Raw genomic sequence first — 17,502 nt, forward strand, 5'->3', positions numbered from 1 at the left:
CTTCCCGACGCGTCCTCGCGTCGGTGCGTGCCGGCCCCGGCGGGTGGGGCGGGTGGTCTGGTGTCGGTACGGGGGTGGGTCAGTACGACGTGGTGTCGTCGCCGAGGGCGGACGCGGCGCCCGTCTCGGCTCGGTGCGCGAGCTCGTCGAGGATGCGGGCCGAGGCGCTCGTGCCGATCCGGTCGGCGCCGGCCTCGACCATCCCGAGCAGCGTGTCGAGCCCACGGACACCACCGGACGCCTTCACCCCGGTGCCCGGTCCGACGGTCTCGCGCATGAGGCGGATGTGCTCGACGGTCGCCCCGCCGCCGGCGAACCCGGTGGAGGTCTTCACGAACGCGGCACCGGCACGCTGGGCGGCGCGGGACGCCGCGACGATCTCGTCGTCGGTGAGGAACGCCGTCTCGAGGATGACCTTGACGACGGTGTCGCCCGCCGCGTCGACGACCGCGCGGACGTCCTGCTCGACGCGCTCCCAGTCGCCGGACCGCGCTGCGCCGACGTTCTGCACCATGTCGAGCTCGAAGGCGCCGTCGGCGAGGGCCTGGAGCGACTCCGCGACCTTGGTGGCCGTCGTGGTGGTGCCGTGCGGGAAGCCGATCACCGTACCGACGCCGACCCCGGTGCCCTGCAGACGCTCGACCGCGTGCTGGACGTCGCTCGGGCGGACGCAGACGCTGAAGACGCGGTGGGCCGCGGCCTCGTCGAGCTGGGCGTCGACGTCGGCGCGCGTGAGCTCGGGCTTGAGGATCGCGTGGTCGATGAGCGCCCGCACGGCGTCGGCACCCAGGGGCGCCTGACGGAGGTCGTTCTGGTCGGCGGGGATCGATGCGTTGTCCACGCGGCAAGCCTACCCGGAGGCGACGCGCGTACCGTGCCCTGCATGCAGGTCCTCGTCACCGGCGCGACCGGGTACATCGGCGGACGCCTCGTCCCCCGCCTCCTCGAGGCCGGGCACGTCGTCCGCGTCTTCGTCCGCACCCCGCGGAAGCTGCAGGACGTCCCCTGGCACGACGACGTCGAGATCGCCGAGGGCGACCTCCAGGACGCGGAGGCGGTGCGGTCCGCCGTGCAGGGCGTCGAGGCGGTCTACTACCTCGCCCACGCCATGGGAGCCGACGGTGACTTCGAGCAGGCGGAGCGCGACGCCGTGGAGACGATGGCACGAGAGGCCCGCGACGCGGGGGTGCGCCGGTTCGTCTACCTGGGCGGACTGCACCCGGACGGGGAGCTGTCGAAGCACCTCCGCAGCCGCAAGGAGGTCGGCGACGTGCTGCTGGCGTCCGGCGTGCCGACCGTCGCGTACCAGGCGGGCGTCGTGATCGGTTCGGGGAGCACCTCGTTCGAGATGATCCGCCACGTGACCGACGTGCTGCCCTGGATGCCCGCACCACGGTGGGTGCGCAACCGCATCCAGCCGATCGCCGTCCGCGACGTCCTGTACTACCTGGTGCGGGCACTCGACATCCCCGCCGACGTCAACCGCACGTTCGACATCGGTGGGCCGGACGTGCTCAAGTACGGGCAGATGCTCAACGGCTACGCGGTCGAGGCGAAGCTCCCGCAGCGCCGCTTCACCGTGCTGCCGGTGCTCACGCCCGGGCTGTCCGCGCACTGGTTCAACATCGTCACGCCGATCCCGCGCAAGCTCGCGACGCCGATCATCGAGTCGCTGCAGTTCGAGTGCGTGCAACGCGAGCACGACATCGACCAGTACGTGCCGCGGCCCGAGGGCGGTCTCACGTCGTACCGACGCGCCGTCCGGCTTGCCCTGGCGAAGATGCGCACGGGCGAGGTGGAGACGAGCTGGCGCAGCGCCACGATCTCGTCGACCCCGGCCGACCCGTTGCCGAGCGACCCCGACTGGGCCGGGCACACCGTCTACGTCGACGACCGGAAGCGGCACTCCTCGGCCAGCGCCGAGGAGGTGTGGCGGGTGGTCGAGTCGATCGGCGGCGAGAACGGGTGGTACTCCTTCCCCCTCGCCTGGGTCGCGCGCGGCTGGATGGACAAGGTCGCCGGCGGTGTGGGGCTCAACCGGGGCCGCCGGGACCCGCACCGTCTCGAACAGGGCGACGCGCTCGACTGGTGGCGCGTCGAGCGGCTCGAGCGGGGCCGGTACCTCCGGCTCCGCGCGGAGTTCAAGTCCCCGGGGCGGGCATGGCTCGAGATGCGGGTGACCCCGAGCGACGACGGTGGCAGCGACTACCACCAGCGGGCGATCTACTTCCCCCAGGGACTGCCGGGCCGCCTGTACTGGTACGGCATCCTGCCCTTCCACGGCATCATCTTCCCCGGCATGGTCGAGCGGATCACCGCCGCGGCCGAACGCGAGTCGCAGCACACCGAGTCGACGGGGCGGAACTGGACCCAGCAGAATGGCCGGGAGGAACCGGCACACGAGGAGGCAGCATGACCACGGAACACCCCAGCGTCCTGTTCCTGGGCGACAGCATCACCGAGCAGGGCTCGTGGGACCAGTGGCTCCCCGGCGAACGCACCAGCAACCAGGGCGTCGGCGGTGACACGACCGACGGGGTCCTGGCACGTCTCGACGCCGTCATCGCCGAGCAGCCCGAGGTGATCGTGCTGCTCATCGGCACGAACGACTTCGGCAACCACCGCTCGAGCGTCGAGCACGTGGTGCGCGGGGTCGAGTCCATCCTCGTCACGCTCCGCCGTGAGCTCCCGGGCGTGCGGCTCCTGCTCGTGTCGATCCTCCCGCGCCAGTCGGACTGGTGCGCCAAGATCGAGGAGGCGAACCGGCACCTCCGCCAGTTCGTCGCGACGTGCCACGCCCAGTACCTCGACCTCTGGCCGGCACTCGCAGAGGGCGACCACCTGGCCGAGCGCTTCACCGAGGACGGGCTCCACCTCAACGCCGACGGCTACCGTGCGGTCGTCGACGAGCTCCTCCCGGCACTCGAGCGCCTGCGCGGGCTGCCGCCGATGTCCCGGCCCATCCAGGCGATCGACCTCGAGGAGGCCGGCGCCTGATGGCCCGGAAGGGCCGGCCCCCGGCGGGGTCCTCGCTGCACGGCGTGCCGTCGCGGCCGAGCGACCAGCGACCGTCGGCGCCGGTCGCGCCGGGCGCGGGGTCAGGGGCGACCCCGCCCTTCACCCGACCCGCACTCGCTCCGTCGCTGCTCGCGGCGGTCGTGCTGCTCGCGTGCACGGCGATCGTCGACGCACCGGCGTTCGTCTTCGCGCGCTGGGGCGTCACCGTGCTCGCACTCATCGTCCTGGTCTTCGCCGTCCGAGGGCGGACGTGGTGGGCGGCGGCGCTCGTCGCCGCGATCGCGGTCTGCTGGAACCCCGTGGTCGTCGTGCCGATCCCCGGCGAGGTGTGGGCGGCGCTGCAGATCCTCGCGGCCGCCCTCTTCGTCGTCGTCGGCCTCGTCGTGAAGGTGCCGCGCGAGACCGAGCAGACCCGCGCCTCCCGTCCGTAGCCGCTGTGTCCGCAGCGCGGCCGTCGTGGACGAGCCGCGGCAGGACGGCGGGCCGGACCCGCCCCTGCGCGCACGCGCGAGCCGGGCCTCCCGGCGGACGGTAGGATCGCAAGCGGCGGGCACGGGGCCCGACCACCGATCCGAAGGGCATGGATGAGCCACGAGACCGAGCCGGCGACCGAGAGTCCTCTGCTGAACCCTCGACCGTCCTCCGGCGGTCTCGACCGTCCCGACGTCGTCGTCCGCAAGGGACGACTGACCCTGGTCAACGGGCACCTCACGCCCCAGCAGTCCATGATCGAGGACCTGCTGTTCCTCGACGACGCGCTCACCGCCGGTGACGTCGACCACCTGCTCATCCGCGGCAACGACCAGCGCCCCGTCATCGCCGTCGACGAACGCGACCGCCAGCGCGCGGAGAGCGCGATCATGGCGGCCGCGGCCAACGAGCCGTTCTACGCGAAGCCGCCGGGCGAGCCGGCGGTCCTGGTGCTCGACGACGGCCTCGGATCGCCCGACGAGCCGGTGCTCCGCGTGTTCCGCCCGCGCCTGGAGCCCCTCGGTCGGCTCCGCTACGGCGCGGAGACCAGCGTGCAGCTCGAGTTCTGGCGCGTCACCGACACCGAGGTCCTCGCACCCGTCGAGAACGCCCTGATGCGCCGCAGCCTGCCCATCGACGAGTTCGTCCTCGTCGACATCGAGCGCTACGGTCGCACCTGGCGCACGGTCGAGCACATGTTCGACGACCACGTCTCCGACATCCGGTTCCCGATCGACATCGTCTTCTCGTGGGTCGACGGCAACGCGATCGAGTACCAGCGCGCTCGACAGGCCGCCCAGGCGAACGCCGTCCTGGGGGAGGGGGACGACGCTCCCGCCCGGTTCCGGCAGATCGACGAGCTCAAGTACGCGCTCCGCTCCGTCCACACGTTCGCGCCCTGGATCCGCCAGATCTACATCGCCACGGACTCCCCGGCGCCGGCGTGGCTCGCCGACCACCCGAAGGTGCGGATCGTCCGGAGCGAGGAGTTCTTCGCCGACCCGTCCGTGCTGCCGACACACAACTCGCAGGCCGTCGAGTCGCAGCTGCACCACATCCCGGGCATCAGCGAGCACTTCATCTACTCGAACGACGACATGTTCTTCGGTCGGATGGTCGACCCGTCGGTGTTCTTCAGCCCCGGTTCAGTGACGAAGTTCATCCTCGCGACGACCCGGATCGGACTCGGTTCGAACAACCCCGCGCGCAGCGGGTTCGAGAACTCCGCCCGGGTGAACCGGCGGCTGCTGCAGCAGCGGTTCGGCGCTGTCACCACCCGGCACCTCGAACACGCGCCGACGCCCCTGCGTGCGTCGATCATGACCGAGATGGAGCACGAGTTCGCGGCGGAGTTCCAGGCCACGGCCGCGTCGCGCTTCCGAGCGGCGGACAACATCTCCGTGACCAACTCGCTGTACCACTACTACGCACTGCTGACGGGTCGGGCGATCGTGCAGGAGAACGCGCCGGTCAGGTACGTGGACACGACGATGCAGTCCGGGCTGAAGGCGCTCGAGGAACTCCTCAAGAAGCGGAACGTCGACTTCTTCTGCCTGAACGACGGCAGCTTCCCCGAGGTCTCCGACGAGGAGCGCACCCGGCGCGTGACGGACTTCCTCGAGAAGTACTTCCCGTTCCCGGCCCCGTGGGAGAAGGACGCACAGTAGCCCTGGGGGGCGCGGTCCACCTGGACCACGTCCGCTCGCAGACCAGGCACCCGCGACAGCGCGCGTGTGCCGTCCGGGCCCTGTCGCGCGACCCGCGGACCCAGGTCCGGGCTCGGCAGCACGCCTCCGGACCCGAACGGCAGCGCACAGCACGCACTGCTCCCTGACCGCCGACCTGTCGCACGTCCTGCGACCTGGACGGCCGCCGCCGGTACGGTGCCGGGTGCTCAGCGACGGACGGGCGAGGCGGGCACGGTGTCCAGCGTGAAGACCGGGATGCTCGCCGTCACCGGGGCCGGTTCGACCGCGGGGGAGATCGTCACCCCGGCCGCCCGCAGGCGGGCCTCGGTCTGCTCGGACGAGACCGGCTCACCCACCGTCGAGTAGTGACCGATCGGTACGACCGAGTGCACGACGTTGTTGCCGTAGACGTGCACGAGGTTGAACGACTGCGCACCGTCCTGGCCGCGCGTCCCGCCCTGGTACTCGGTCAGGTCCTGCGTGTAGCACGTGGCACTCGCGACGGACACCGGGACGCCCGCGAAGACCGCGCTGGTCGAGTAGTGCAGGTGTCCGGCGATGATCGAGATGACGTCGGAGCCCTCGACGACCTCGGCCAGGGCTGCCTGGTCGCGCAGCTCCACGAGCACCGCGAGGTCCTGGACGCTCGGGACCGGCGGGTGGTGCATCGCGAGGATGGTTCCGTGCGGCGCCGCCTCGGACAGGACCTCGGCGAGCCAGTCCAGCTGTGCGGGGGAGACCTCGCCGTGGTGCGCGCCTGGCACGCTGGTGTCGAGGGTGATGACGCGCAACCCGTTCACGTCGTAGACGAAGTCGACGGGCCGGTCGGTGGGGTGGAGGCCGAAGAGCTCCTGCCGGAACGCGCCGCGCTCGTCGTGGTTGCCCATCGCCCAGATCACCTGCGCACCGATCCGTCGTGCGGCCGGCTCGACGATGTCGCGGACCCGCACGTACGCGCCTGCTTCGCCCTTGTCGGCCACGTCGCCGGTCACGACGATGGCTTCCGGGCGGGTGCCCGACGCCTCGACGTCGGCGATGATCGCCGACAACCGGGCCGCGGAGTCGACGTCGCCGTACAGGGCACCGTCACCAGCCACGAGGTGGGTGTCACTGAGGTGGAGGAGGAAGTGGTTCGGCCTGGGGTGTTCGGCCGTCCGGCTGTCCATCGGTCTCTCGTTCCGTTGGCGGATGCGTGGTGCAACACGTTGCCACACCGTCTCTGACGAGTCCAGCAGGCAAGCCTGAACGCCGCGTGAATCGGAAGGAGTCTCCGAGCGAACCGTGGAAGACGAGAACGCCCCCGACCACATCGTGGTCGGGGGCGTTCGTGTCCAGCGAGGAGCGGGGCAGCTCGCTAGTGGTTGCTCGCGCCGAGCGCGGGCGCCTGGGCCTGGTGGTCACCCTCCAGCTCCGGGCCGTGGTGCGCGGCGTGCGCCGCCTCGAGCTCTGCCTTCGTGACCGGCGCGATGCGGTCCTCGAAGAAGAAGCGGGAGACGTTGGCACGGAGCTTCTGCACCCCGGTGATCCGGCCCTTGGCGTCCGGACGGACCATCAGCGGCTTGTACTCGTTGAACTGCAGCAGCTTCCAGCGCTCGTACTCGTCGAGCTGCTCGTGCACCTCGATGTACTCGCCGTGCGGCAGGCGGACGATGCGACCCGACTCGTAGCCGTGGAGCACGATCTCGCGGTCCTTCTTCTGCAGTGCGAGGCAGACGCGCTTCGTGATCCAGAAGGCGACGAACGGGCCGAGGACCGTCGTGGCCTGGATGACGTGGATCACGTGCTCGATCGACACCATGAAGTGCGTGGCGATGATGTCGGACGACGCGGCGAACATCAGGCTCAGGTAGAGCACGATGCCGGCGGCACCGATCGCCGTCCGGGTCGGAGCGTTGCGGGGACGGTCGGCCAGGTGGTGCTCACGCTTGTCGCCGGTCACCCACGCCTCGAGGAACGGGTACATGAGGATCGCCACGATCAGACCGACGAGGACGGCGATCGGCACGAGGATGTTGAACGACACCGTGTAGCCGAACCACACGACCTCCCAGTGCGGCGGCACCAGGCGGAGCGCACCGTCGGCGAAGCCGATGTACCAGTCGGGCTGGGTACCCGCGGACACGGGGGACGGGTCGTACGGGCCGTAGTTCCAGATCGGGTTGATCGTGAACAGCGACGCGATGACGGCGAGGATGCCCGCGACGATGAAGAAGAAGCCACCGGCCTTCGCGGCGAACGCCGGGAGGATCGGGACGCCCACGACGTTGTCGTTCGTCTTGCCCGGACCCGCGAACTGCGTGTGCTTGTTGATGACGACCAGCACGAGGTGGACGCCGAGCACCGCGACGAGGATCGCCGGCAGCAGCAGGATGTGCAACGTGTAGAGACGGCCGACGATGTCGGTGCCCGGGAACTCGCCGCCGAACAGCAGGTAGGCGATCCAGACGCCGATCACCGGGACGCCCTCGATCATGCCGACGATGATGCGGAGACCGTTGCCGGAGAGCAGGTCGTCGGGGAGCGAGTAGCCGGTGAAGCCCTCGGCCATGGCCAGGACCCACAGCAGGAAGCCGAAGACCCAGTTCAGCTCACGCGGCTTGCGGAAGGCACCGGTGAAGAAGACGCGCGCCATGTGGAGCATGACCGAGGCCACGAACAGCAGGGCGGCCCAGTGGTGGATCTGTCGGACGAACAGGCCACCGCGGATGTCGAACGAGATGTTCAGCGTGGACTGCAGCGCCGTCGACATCTCGACGCCCTTGAGCGGGACGTACGAGCCGTTGTAGACGACCTCGGTCATCGAGGCCTGGAAGAAGAACGTCAGGAACGTCCCGGACAGCAGGACGACGACGAAGCTGTAGAGCGCGACCTCACCGAGCATGAAGCTCCAGTGGTCGGGGAAGATCTTGCGTCCGACCTCCTTCACGAGACCGGAGATGCTGGTGCGCTCGTCGATGTAGTTGGCGGTGGCCCCGATGAGGCGGGACCCGCGCGTCGGCTCAGGCCGCGTGGCCGTCGTCGGCGCGCTGGTTGTGGTGGTGCTGGTCATCAGCGTTCACGCTCCCAGAAGGACGGTCCGACCGGCTCGTGGAAGTCGCTCTTGGCGACCAGGTAGCCGTCGTCGTCGATCGCGATCGGAAGTTGGGGGAGGGGACGTGCAGCCGGGCCGAAGATGACCTCGCAGTTGTTCGAGACGTCGAACGTCGACTGGTGGCACGGGCACAGCAGGTGGTGCGTCTGCTGCTCGTAGAGCGCGACCGGGCACCCGACGTGGGTGCAGATCTTGGAGTAGGCGACGATGCCGTCGTAGCCCCAGTCCTCCTGCCCCTTGGCGGGGTTGAGGTCCTTCGGGTCGAGACGCATCAGGAGGACGGAGGCCTTGGCCTTCTCCTCGAGCATGTGCTCGGACTCCAGCATCCCTTCCGGGATGACGTGGAACACGGAGCCGATGGTGACGTCGGACGCCTTGATCGGCAGACCGGTCGGGTCCTTCGTCAGGCGCAGGCCGGACTTCCAGAAGGTGTGCCGCAGCAGTTCGTTCGGGTCCTCCGCCGGAGCGAGGTCGCGGACCAGGACGATGCCCGGCAGCGGGAAGGCCGCCAGCGCACCGATCATCGAGTTGCGGATCAACTTGCGACGGCTGAAGCCGGACTCCTTGTCGGCCAGCTGGAACGCCTCGACCGCCTTGGCGCGGGTCGCGTCGGTGCCACGGGTGCCGTGACGCATCTCGGTGATCTCGCGGTCGACCACGAGGGACTTCGACCAGTACACGGCGCCGAGGCCGAGCGCGAGGAGCGCGAGGGCGATCGCGAGACCGAGCCAGAGGTTCCCGGCGCGGACGGTGCCGAAGTCCTCGGGGTCGATCGGGAAGGCGATGTACGCCGCGATCGCGAGGACGCTGCCCACGATGGACAGGTAGAAGAACGTGGCGACCTGCCGCTCGGCGAGCCGCTGCTTCTTCGGGTCGACGTCGGTGCGGCGCGCGCGGTGCGGCGGCTCGCCCGGGTTCTCGAACGGGTCCGCGGGGACGACCGCGGTACCGGCCGGCGTGCTGGTGGTCGTGCCGTGCTTCTCGACAGCCGAGGACGAGTTCAGTGCCTCGTCGTCGTGCTCTGCCATGGTGTTCCCTTCAGTGTCGTTCGACACGGACGATCAGTTGGACTTCGCGGTCAGCCAGACGGTCATCGCGACGACCGCGCCGAGACCGAAGATCCAGATGAACAGACCCTCTGCCACCGGGCCGAGGGAGCCGAGTGCGAAGCCGCCGGGCGACTTGTTGTCCTGCACGTACTTGAGGTACGTGATGATGTCGGCCTTCTGCTCCGGCGTGAGGTTCAGGTCGTTGAACACCGGCATGTTCTGCGGGCCAGTGACCATGGCCTCGTAGATGTGCTTGCCGGAGACCGTCTGCAGGTTCGGGGCGTACTTGCCCTCGGTCAGGGCGCCGCCCGCACCGGCCACGTTGTGGCACATGGCGCAGTTGATGCGGAAGAGCTCCGCACCCTCGGCCGCGTCACCGTTCTTGCCGTCGGTGAGCTCGGACGAGGGGACAGACGGGCCGGGGCCGAGCGAGGCGACGTAGGCGCCCATCGCGTCGACCTGCTCGTCCGTGAACTGGGCGGGCTTCTCCTCGGCCTGGGGCCCCTGGGCCGCCATCGGCATACGGCCGGTGCCGACCTGGAAGTCGACCGACGCAGCGCCGACGCCGACCAGGGACGGGCCCTCGCCGGTGCCCTGGGCGTCGAGACCGTGGCACGTGGCGCAGTTCGAGGCGAAGAGCTTCTCGCCCTCGTTGACCTGCGACTGGCTGGACACCGCGGGGGTGGTGCTGTCGTCGGCGTTGGCCGTCGAACTGAACAGCGCGTACGCACCGCCGGTGGTCATGAGACCGACGACGATGAGCGAGACGGTCGCCATCGGGGAACGGCGGCCCTTCTTGGACTTGCTTCTGGTGAACATGCGGTGGGGGCTATCCAGTTCCTACTTGAGAAGGTAGATGACGGCGAAGAGGCCGATCCAGACGACGTCGACGAAGTGCCAGTAGTACGACACGACGATCGCGGTGGTCGCTTCCTTGTGACCGAAGTTCTTCGCGGCGAAGCCACGACCGAGGGTCAGGAGGAAGGCGATGAGACCACCCGTGACGTGCAGGCCGTGGAAGCCGGTGGTCATGTAGAAGGCGGAACCGTAGGCGCTGGACGACAGCGTCACGCCCTCGTGCCAGAGGTTCGCGTACTCGAAGATCTGGCCGCAGACGAAGATCGCGCCCATGCAGTACGTGACGAAGAACCACTCCGTCATGCCCCAGTCCTTGGGGTTCCAGCTCGTGCGGTGCACCTGGAAGCGCTCAGCGGCGAACACCGCGAACTGGCAGGCGAAGCTGGACAGCACCAGGATGATCGTGTTCACCGAGGCGAACGGCACCTCGAGCTTGGCGGTCTCGGTCGCCCAGAGTTCGGGCGAGGTGCTGCGCAGCGTGAAGTAGATCGCGAACAGGCCGGCGAAGAACATGACCTCGCTGCCCAGCCACACGATCGTCCCCACGGCAACGGCGTTCGGCCTGTTCAGGACCGGACCGCTGGCGGATCTGGAGAGAGGGGTGCTAGTCACGTCCTCCATTATGGCCGAAACCACTGACAGTGTTTTCGCAGGACACTGGCGGGTCGTTCGAACTCAGTACGATCGAGGCATGTCGCTCACACTCTCCTGGCCCGTGGTGATCAGCGCGCTCATGGCGCACGAGGACCTGTCGATCAGCCAGTCCTCGTGGGCCATGGAGGAGATCGTCCAGGGTCGTGCGACGGCCGCCCAGATCGCCGCCTTCGCGGTCGCCCTGCGCGCGAAGGGCGAGACCGTGGACGAGGTCGTCGGGTTCCGCGACGCGATCCTGGACGCCGCCGTGCCGCTCGACGTGGACCCGATGGCGCTGGACATCGTGGGCACCGGCGGGGACGTCGTCGGCACCGTCAACGTGTCGACCATGGCCGCGATCGTCATCGCGGCGGCGGGCGTGCCGGTCGTCAAGCACGGCAACCGCGCGAGCTCCTCGAAGTCCGGGTCGAGCGACGTGCTCGCCGCGCTGGGACTGGACCTGGGCATGGACGCCGCGCGTGTCGCGGACACCTTCCGGCGTGTCGGTCTGACGTTCGCGTTCGCGAGCGCGTTCCACCCGGGATTCGCGCATGCGGCTCCGGTCCGCCGCGAGATCGGTGTGCCGACGGTGTTCAACTTCCTCGGGCCGCTCGTGAACCCGGCCCGCTGCGAGGCGAACGCGGTGGGCGTGGCGCAGCTCGACCTCGTGCCGATCATCACGGGCGTGTTCCAGACGCGGGGCGCGACGGCGCTGGTGTTCCGCGGCGACGACGGGCTCGACGAGCTCACCACGACCGGGCACTCCCACATCTGGGAGGTCACGGGCGGGCGCGTGATCGAGCACGACCTCGATCCACGTGACCTCGGCATCGCACGTGCGCGGACGGAGGACCTGCTCGGCGGGGACCCCGAGCACAACGCCGGAGTCGTGCACCGTGTGCTCGCGGGGGAGACCGGCCCGGTGCGCGACATCGTCCTGCTCAACGCCGCCGCCGGTCTGGTGTCCTTCCGCCTGGCCGAGGACCCGGAGCAGGCGGACCGTCCGATCCTCCAGCGCTTCCGCGAGCAGCTCGTGGTGGCCGCCGAGGCGATCGACTCCGGTGCCGCGGCGCAGAAGCTCGCCGACTGGGTCGGCGTCGCTCCCGCCGCCTGACACACTGCCGCTCGAGACGCCGGCGCCGACGCGAGACGCATCCAGTACGGCGAGACGCCCCCGGATCCGGGGGCGTCTCGCCGTGTCAGCGGCGACTCGCGGTCAGGGTCAGCCACCCCGCGAGCACCGCAACGGCCTGGAGGCGCGGTGCCGGCCCATGGGACCCGCACCGCGCCTCCAGGCGGTCACCTCAGCAGCGTGTCAGCGCACGTCCTCGTCGACCCAGTCGAAGGTCTTCGTGACGGCCTTCTTCCACAGGCGCAGCTGGCGGTCGCGCTCGGCGTCGTCGAGCTGCGGCTCCCAGCGCTGGTCCTCCTGCCAGTTGGCGCGCAGCTCGTCGAGGTTCGCCCAGAACCCGACGGCCAGGCCGGCTGCGTACGCGGCACCGAGGGCGGTGGTCTCCGCGACGACCGGACGGACGACCGGCACGTTGAGGATGTCCGCCTGGAACTGCATGAGGGCGTCGTTGGCGGTCATGCCGCCGTCGACCTTGAGCTCCGTCAGGTCCACGCCGGAGTCCGCGTTGACGGCGTCGAGAACCTCGCGGGTCTGCAGCGCCGTCGCCTCGAGGGCGGCACGGGTGATGTGGCCCTTGTTGACGTAACGGGTCAGGCCGACCAGGGCACCGCGGGCGTCCGGACGCCAGTACGGCGCGAACAGGCCCGAGAACGCCGGGACGAAGTAGACGCCTCCGTTGTCCTCGACGGTCTTCGCGAGCGCCTCGACCTCGGGTGCACTGCCGATGATGCCGAGGTTGTCGCGGAGCCACTGGATGAGCGAGCCCGTGACGGCGATCGAGCCCTCGAGGGCGTAGTGCGTCTCCTGGTCGCCGAGCTTGTACCCGACGGTGGTGAGCAGCCCGTTCTCCGACCGGACGATCTCCGTGCCGGTGTTGAAGATGAGGAAGTTGCCGGTGCCGTAGGTGTTCTTCGACTCGCCCTGGTCGAACGCCGCCTGGCCGAAGGTCGCGGCCTGCTGGTCGCCGAGGATGCCCGCGATCGGGACCTCGCGGAGCAGGCTGGACGACTCGACGTGGCCGTAGACCTCGGAGGAGCTGACGATCTCCGGGAGCATCGACTTCGGTACCCCGAAGTCGGCCAGGATGTCGTCGCGCCACTGCAGCGTCTCGAGGTCCATGAAGAGCGTGCGGGAGGCGTTCGTGACGTCGGTCTTGTGGACACCGCCGTCGGTGCCGCCGGTCAGGTTCCAGAGGACCCACGTGTCGGTGGTGCCGAAGAGCAGGTCGCCCGCCTCGGCCTTCTCGCGTGCGCCCTCGACGTTCTCGAGGATCCAGGCGATCTTGGTGCCGGCGAAGTACGTGGCGAGGGGGAGGCCGACGATCGCCTTGTAGCGGTCAGTGTCACCGTCGGCGAGCTTGTCGACGATCGCCTGCGTGCGGGTGTCCTGCCAGACGATGGCGTTGTAGACGGCCTTGCCGGTGTTCTTGTCCCAGACCACCGCGGTCTCGCGCTGGTTCGTGATGCCGACCGCCGCGACGTCGTGGCGGGTGATGTCGGCGCGGGAGAGCGCCTGGCCGATGACCTCACGGGTGTTGTCCCAGATCTCCGCCGGGTCGTGCTCGACCCACCCGGCGCGCGGGAAGATCTGCTCGTGCTCCTTCTGCCCGACCGAGATGATCGAACCGGAGTGGTCGAAGACGATGGCGCGCGTCGAGGTCGTGCCCTGGTCGATGGCGACGATGTAGTCGGCCATTGGTGCTCCTTACGGGTGTGTTCGGTGTGTGCGGAGGGGTGCGGCTGCGGTCGTCAGGAGACGACGGGGAGCAGGAAGGTGGAGGCGCCGGCGGCGAGGGCGCCACCGATCAGCGGGCCGACGACCGGGACCCAGGCGTAGGACCAGTCGCTGGAGCCCTTGCCCTTGATCGGCAGGATGGCGTGCGCGATGCGGGGGCCGAGGTCACGGGCCGGGTTGATGGCGTAGCCGGTGGGGCCACCGAGCGAGACGCCGATCGCGATCACCAGGAAGGCGACGGGCACGGCGCCGAGCGCGGCCGGGGTCTGGCCGTTCGTGAAGGCGAGGACGACGAACACGAGGACGAACGTGCCGATGATCTCGGTCACGACGTTCCAGCCGTAGCTGCGGATGGCCGGGCCGGTCGAGAACACGCCGAGCTTGGCGGCGGCGTCGGGCTCCTCGTCGAAGTGCTGCTTGTACGCGAGCCAGACGATGACGGCACCGATGATCGCGCCGATCAGCTGGGCGAGCCAGTACAGGAACATCTCGCCGACGGTGATCTTCCCCAGCAGGGCGAGACCGAGGCTCACAGCGGGGTTGAGCTGACCGCCGGAGCTGTAGGAGACGGTCACACCGGCGAAGACCGCGAAGCCCCAGCCGATCGTGACCATGAGGAAGCCGGCGCCGAAGCCCTTGGACTTCGTCAGCGAGACGGCGGCGACGACACCGCCACCGAGGATGATGAGCAACGCCGTTCCGACGAGCTCTGACATGAAATTGACGCCGATGCCGTCCATCGGGGACCTCCAGTGCGAGTGGTGGGGGTCCGGTGGCTGCTGCGTCCGGCACTCCCCGTCGAGTGATTGGGGCCGAGCATAGTGAGGCCGGTCGCCGCGATGCGATCACGGGGCGAGCCGAGTTCGCGAAACTGCACGAACGTGCACGTCGGGTGTGCGGCGGAGCATCGTGCGAGCGGGCCGCGATGGCATCGTGCTGCACGAACGTGCACCGTAGCCGAACGGGCGGCCGCTGTAGGGTGAACGCACTCCGGTCGACGACGGCGGTGGTGCTCCGCAGACGGTCGGCCCCGTACCCGTGGAGGTCAGCATGAAGAAGCTCATCAACGATCCGCACGACGTCGTGACGGAGACCGTCCGTGGGTTCGCCCGGGCGCACGAGGGACACGTCGTGCTGGTCGAGGGCCCGATCCACCTGCACCGCGCCGACGCTCCCGTGCGCGGGAAGGTCGGCATCATCAGCGGCGGCGGCAGCGGCCACGAGCCCCTGCATGCCGGCTTCGTCGGACACGGCATGCTCGACGCCGCGGTACCCGGACCGGTCTTCACGAGCCCGACACCGGACCCGATCCTCGCCGCGACGAAGGCGGTGGACGGGGGAGCCGGTGTGCTCCACATCGTGAAGAACTACACCGGCGACGTCCTCAACTTCGAGACTGCCGCCGAGCTCGCCGAGATGGAGGACATCCGCGTCGAGTCCGTCGTGGTCGACGACGACGTCGCCGTGCAGGACTCCCTGTACACGGCCGGACGTCGAGGCGTGGCCGGCACCGTCGTCGTCGAGAAGTGCGCCGGTGCCGCTGCCGAGCGCGGTGACGACCTCGACGCCGTCGCGGCGGTCGCCCGACGGGTCAACGACGTCACCCGGTCGATGGGCCTGGCCCTCGGCTCCGGGACGGTCCCGCACGCGGGGGAGCCGTCCTTCACGCTCGCGGACGACGAGGTCGAGCTCGGGATCGGCATCCACGGCGAGCCGGGCCGCGAACGCATCGCGATGGCCCCCGCCGACCAGCTCGTCGACCGCGTGCTCGAACCGGTGCTCGCCGACCTCGACGCACCCGCCGGCTCGCAGCTGCTGCTCCTGGTGAACGGCATGGGCGGCACCCCGCTCTCCGAGCTGTACATCGTCTACCGACGCGCCGCCGAGGTGCTCTCGGACCGCGGCCACCACGTCGCGCGTAGCGTGGTCGGCGACTACGTCACGTCCCTCGAGATGCCCGGCTTCTCGATCACCGTCACGGTGCTCGACGAGGAGCTCACGGCCCTCTGGGACGCCCCGGTGGAGACCCCGGCGCTGCGCTGGGGTCGTTGACCACCGACCACCATCCAGGAAGGGACACGAATTGGCGCTCGACACCGCATGGGCCATCGACTGGGTGCGCCGCACCGCCTCGACGATCGACGACCACCGCGCGGAGCTCGTCACCCTCGACCGCGAGATCGGTGACGGGGACCACGGCGAGAACCTCGACCGCGGCTTCCGTGCCGTCGTCGAGGCGGTCGAGGCGGGCTCCTTCGACACCCCCGGCGCGGTCTTCAAGGTCGTTGCGACGAAGCTCATCTCGACCGTCGGCGGGGCGGCGGGGCCGCTGTTCGGGACCGCGTACCTCAAGGCAGCCCAGGCCGCCGGTGAGGCGAGCGAGCTCGACGCCGACACGCTGGTCGCGGTGCTCACCGCTGCCCGGGACGGCGTCGTGTCGCGCGGCAAGGCCGAGGTCGGCGACAAGACCATGGTGGACGCCTGGTCCGCTGCGGTCGACGCCGCGCACACCGCTGCCGCCGCGGGGGAGGCACCGGAGCGCGTGCTCGAGGCGGCCGCCGACGCCGCCGTCACCGGTGCGGAGTCGACCGATCCGCTCGTCGCCCGCAAGGGTCGCGCGAGCTACCTCGGCGAGCGGGCCGTCGGGCACCGCGACCCCGGGGCGCAGTCGACCGCGTACATCCTCCGCGCCGCGGTGGACGCAGCGTGACCGTCGGCATCCTGGTCGTCTCGCACAGCGCGGCGATCGCGACCGGGACGGTGGAGCTCGCCCGGCAGATGGCCGCGGACGTGCCGCTCGTCGCTGCGGGCGGGACGGACGACGGTGGCATCGGGACGTCCTTCGAGGCGATCACGGACGGCATCCAGGAGCTGGCGTCGGCCGACGCCGTCGTGGTGCTCTGCGACCTCGGTTCCGCCTACCTGACCACCGACACCGCGCTGGACTTCCTCGACGACGCCGACCGCGAGCGCGTGCACGTCTCGCAGGCCCCGCTGGTCGAGGGCACGGTCGCTGCGGCGGTCGCCGCGCAGACCGGCGGTGACGTCGCCACCGTCCTCGCCGCCGCGGCTTCGGCCGCGGGATCCGCGGACGACGCCGGGGGAGCCTCCGACCCGACGGACCAGCCGGGAGGCGCGACCCCCGGCGACGAAGCGGGACCCGTCGACGGGGTGGTCACCGAGACCGTCGAGCTGGTCAACGAGAGCGGCCTGCACGCCCGTCCAGCCGCCGAGTTCGTGAAGGCCGCGGCCAAGCACGAGTCGCGCGTCCGGGTGAACGGCGTCGACGCGAAGAGCCTGCTCGCCATCATGGCGCTCGCCCTGCCGAAGGGCGCCGCCGTGACGATCGAGGCCGACGGCCCCGATGCGCAGGACGCGGTGGACGCCCTCGTCGCGCTCGTCCGTTCCGGCTTCGGTGAGTGACCACCTGCTCGGGAGGAGGTCCGTAGCCGGTGCCCCTGGATACTCAGCCCTCGATGGTGCGCTTGATGACCCCGCCGAGCAGGGTCGAACCGACCGCTGTGACGATGGTGCAGGTCAGCGAGTTCTCGGAACACCACTTCTGTGACGCCTTGTACCCGGACTCCAGGCGATGGAGGAGATCTCCGTAGTTCTTCACCTGTCGGTTGTCGAGCTGTGCCACCATCTTTCCGCTCACGGTGGGCATCGTGTCCTCTCCATCGCCGGCGCCCCCGAACGATGCCGCGACTCTACGGACGATTCCCTGCTTTTCGGGAGCCCGATCCCGAATGATCCCGGCGAGATGCATGAAGAGGTCTTCACGATGCGGTACCCCATCGAGAGGAGATGCAACCACCGCTCGGGCTC

The 17,502-nt window shown here is 69.9% G+C and carries 17 protein-coding genes; 8 read left to right on the forward strand and 9 right to left on the reverse strand.

Going from position 1 to position 17,502, the window contains the following annotated elements:
• Window positions 1-79 precede the first annotated feature (79 nt).
• Window positions 80-790 (reverse strand): deoxyribose-phosphate aldolase, encoded by a 711-nt coding sequence (deoC, locus tag DEJ22_RS07710; RefSeq protein WP_111226406.1) that lies wholly within the window; start codon window positions 788-790, stop codon window positions 80-82.
• A 93-nt stretch (window positions 791-883) separates the two neighbouring features.
• Here deoC and DEJ22_RS07715 point away from each other — a divergent pair, with 93 nt between their 5' ends.
• The 4 genes from DEJ22_RS07715 to DEJ22_RS07730 all read left to right on the forward strand — a co-directional run bounded on the left by DEJ22_RS07715 (window position 884) and on the right by DEJ22_RS07730 (window position 5,156).
• On the forward strand, window positions 884-2,416 hold the full coding sequence (locus DEJ22_RS07715) for an SDR family oxidoreductase (RefSeq protein ID WP_111226047.1): 1,533 nt from the start codon (window positions 884-886) through the stop codon (window positions 2,414-2,416).
• A complete protein-coding gene (locus tag DEJ22_RS07720) occupies window positions 2,413-2,997 on the forward strand; it encodes a GDSL-type esterase/lipase family protein (protein ID WP_111226048.1) in 585 nt (194 codons plus the stop codon). Before DEJ22_RS07715 ends, DEJ22_RS07720 begins: the two co-directional genes overlap by 4 nt.
• Window positions 2,997-3,449, forward strand: a complete 453-nt coding sequence (locus tag DEJ22_RS07725; protein WP_258379522.1) for a DUF6804 family protein — start codon at window positions 2,997-2,999, stop codon at window positions 3,447-3,449. The genes DEJ22_RS07720 and DEJ22_RS07725 overlap by 1 nt, the downstream gene beginning before the upstream one ends.
• 153 nt (window positions 3,450-3,602) lie before the next feature.
• Window positions 3,603-5,156, forward strand: coding sequence for a stealth family protein (locus DEJ22_RS07730; protein ID WP_111226049.1), 1,554 nt, complete (start codon window positions 3,603-3,605; stop codon window positions 5,154-5,156).
• A gap of 227 nt (window positions 5,157-5,383) precedes the next feature.
• On the opposite strand, the gene DEJ22_RS07735 is transcribed toward DEJ22_RS07730, so the two are convergent.
• The 5 genes from DEJ22_RS07735 to ctaE form a co-directional block, all read right to left on the reverse strand.
• Entirely contained in the window at window positions 5,384-6,343 is a 960-nt protein-coding gene (locus tag DEJ22_RS07735) for a phosphodiesterase (RefSeq protein WP_111226050.1), read from the reverse strand.
• Window positions 6,344-6,531: 188 nt separating this feature from the next.
• Window positions 6,532-8,226 (reverse strand): cytochrome bc1 complex cytochrome b subunit, encoded by a 1,695-nt coding sequence (gene qcrB / locus DEJ22_RS07740; protein ID WP_111226051.1) that lies wholly within the window; start codon window positions 8,224-8,226, stop codon window positions 6,532-6,534.
• The gene (qcrA, locus tag DEJ22_RS07745) at window positions 8,226-9,296 is read right to left on the reverse strand and encodes a cytochrome bc1 complex Rieske iron-sulfur subunit (protein ID WP_111226052.1); all 1,071 of its coding nucleotides are present in this window, start codon (window positions 9,294-9,296) and stop codon (window positions 8,226-8,228) included. Before qcrA ends, qcrB begins: the two co-directional genes overlap by 1 nt.
• A gap of 33 nt (window positions 9,297-9,329) precedes the next feature.
• Window positions 9,330-10,136, reverse strand: a complete 807-nt coding sequence (qcrC, locus tag DEJ22_RS07750; RefSeq protein WP_111226053.1) for a cytochrome bc1 complex diheme cytochrome c subunit — start codon at window positions 10,134-10,136, stop codon at window positions 9,330-9,332.
• Between the two features lie 21 nt (window positions 10,137-10,157).
• Window positions 10,158-10,796, reverse strand: coding sequence for an aa3-type cytochrome oxidase subunit III (gene ctaE / locus DEJ22_RS07755; RefSeq protein ID WP_058727853.1), 639 nt, complete (start codon window positions 10,794-10,796; stop codon window positions 10,158-10,160).
• A gap of 70 nt (window positions 10,797-10,866) precedes the next feature.
• On the opposite strand from ctaE, the gene trpD reads away from it, so the two are divergent.
• Window positions 10,867-11,922 carry an anthranilate phosphoribosyltransferase gene (gene trpD, locus DEJ22_RS07760; protein ID WP_111226054.1) on the forward strand — a complete coding sequence of 352 codons (1,056 nt, stop codon included), beginning with the start codon at window positions 10,867-10,869 and terminating at the stop codon, window positions 11,920-11,922.
• Between the two features lie 201 nt (window positions 11,923-12,123).
• Here the strand turns inward: trpD and glpK are convergent, their stop codons facing one another.
• Together glpK and DEJ22_RS07770 are read right to left on the reverse strand one after the other, a co-directional pair.
• The gene (glpK, locus tag DEJ22_RS07765; RefSeq protein ID WP_111226055.1) at window positions 12,124-13,635 is read right to left on the reverse strand and encodes a glycerol kinase GlpK; all 1,512 of its coding nucleotides are present in this window, start codon (window positions 13,633-13,635) and stop codon (window positions 12,124-12,126) included.
• A 53-nt stretch (window positions 13,636-13,688) separates the two neighbouring features.
• On the reverse strand, window positions 13,689-14,414 hold the full coding sequence (locus DEJ22_RS07770; RefSeq protein ID WP_111226056.1) for an MIP/aquaporin family protein: 726 nt from the start codon (window positions 14,412-14,414) through the stop codon (window positions 13,689-13,691).
• A 310-nt stretch (window positions 14,415-14,724) separates the two neighbouring features.
• On the opposite strand from DEJ22_RS07770, the gene dhaK reads away from it, so the two are divergent.
• The 3 genes from dhaK to dhaM are packed head-to-tail and all read left to right on the forward strand — an operon-like array spanning window position 14,725 to window position 17,097.
• Entirely contained in the window at window positions 14,725-15,726 is a 1,002-nt protein-coding gene (dhaK, locus tag DEJ22_RS07775) for a dihydroxyacetone kinase subunit DhaK (protein ID WP_111226408.1), read from the forward strand.
• Between the two features lie 31 nt (window positions 15,727-15,757).
• Entirely contained in the window at window positions 15,758-16,384 is a 627-nt protein-coding gene (gene dhaL / locus DEJ22_RS07780) for a dihydroxyacetone kinase subunit DhaL (protein ID WP_111226057.1), read from the forward strand.
• Window positions 16,381-17,097, forward strand: a complete 717-nt coding sequence (gene dhaM / locus DEJ22_RS07785) for a dihydroxyacetone kinase phosphoryl donor subunit DhaM (protein WP_111226058.1) — start codon at window positions 16,381-16,383, stop codon at window positions 17,095-17,097. Before dhaL ends, dhaM begins: the two co-directional genes overlap by 4 nt.
• Before the next feature lie 43 nt (window positions 17,098-17,140).
• Here dhaM and DEJ22_RS07790 read toward each other — a convergent pair whose 3' ends face one another.
• Window positions 17,141-17,332 carry a hypothetical protein gene (locus DEJ22_RS07790; RefSeq protein ID WP_146241672.1) on the reverse strand — a complete coding sequence of 64 codons (192 nt, stop codon included), beginning with the start codon at window positions 17,330-17,332 and terminating at the stop codon, window positions 17,141-17,143.
• Window positions 17,333-17,502: the final 170 nt, after the last annotated feature.

The sequence above is a fragment of the Curtobacterium sp. MCSS17_007 genome (assembly GCF_003234175.2).
Lineage (GTDB): Bacteria > Actinomycetota > Actinomycetes > Actinomycetales > Microbacteriaceae > Curtobacterium.

Excerpts from the sequence above, each read along its gene's own strand:
- DEJ22_RS07715 (WP_111226047.1), top strand. The coding sequence starts at position 884 with ATGCAGGTCCTCGTCACCGGCGCGACCGGGTACATCGGCGGACGCCTC.
- DEJ22_RS07720 (WP_111226048.1), top strand. The coding sequence starts at position 2,413 with ATGACCACGGAACACCCCAGCGTCCTGTTCCTGGGCGACAGCATCACC.
- DEJ22_RS07725 (WP_258379522.1), top strand. The coding sequence starts at position 2,997 with ATGGCCCGGAAGGGCCGGCCCCCGGCGGGGTCCTCGCTGCACGGCGTG.
- DEJ22_RS07730 (WP_111226049.1), top strand. The coding sequence starts at position 3,603 with ATGAGCCACGAGACCGAGCCGGCGACCGAGAGTCCTCTGCTGAACCCT.
- DEJ22_RS07735 (WP_111226050.1), bottom strand. The coding sequence starts at position 6,343 with ATGGACAGCCGGACGGCCGAACACCCCAGGCCGAACCACTTCCTCCTC.
- qcrB (WP_111226051.1), bottom strand. The coding sequence starts at position 8,226 with ATGACCAGCACCACCACAACCAGCGCGCCGACGACGGCCACGCGGCCT.
- qcrA (WP_111226052.1), bottom strand. The coding sequence starts at position 9,296 with ATGGCAGAGCACGACGACGAGGCACTGAACTCGTCCTCGGCTGTCGAG.
- qcrC (WP_111226053.1), bottom strand. The coding sequence starts at position 10,136 with ATGTTCACCAGAAGCAAGTCCAAGAAGGGCCGCCGTTCCCCGATGGCG.
- ctaE (WP_058727853.1), bottom strand. The coding sequence starts at position 10,796 with ATGGAGGACGTGACTAGCACCCCTCTCTCCAGATCCGCCAGCGGTCCG.
- trpD (WP_111226054.1), top strand. The coding sequence starts at position 10,867 with ATGTCGCTCACACTCTCCTGGCCCGTGGTGATCAGCGCGCTCATGGCG.
- glpK (WP_111226055.1), bottom strand. The coding sequence starts at position 13,635 with ATGGCCGACTACATCGTCGCCATCGACCAGGGCACGACCTCGACGCGC.
- DEJ22_RS07770 (WP_111226056.1), bottom strand. The coding sequence starts at position 14,414 with ATGGACGGCATCGGCGTCAATTTCATGTCAGAGCTCGTCGGAACGGCG.
- dhaK (WP_111226408.1), top strand. The coding sequence starts at position 14,725 with ATGAAGAAGCTCATCAACGATCCGCACGACGTCGTGACGGAGACCGTC.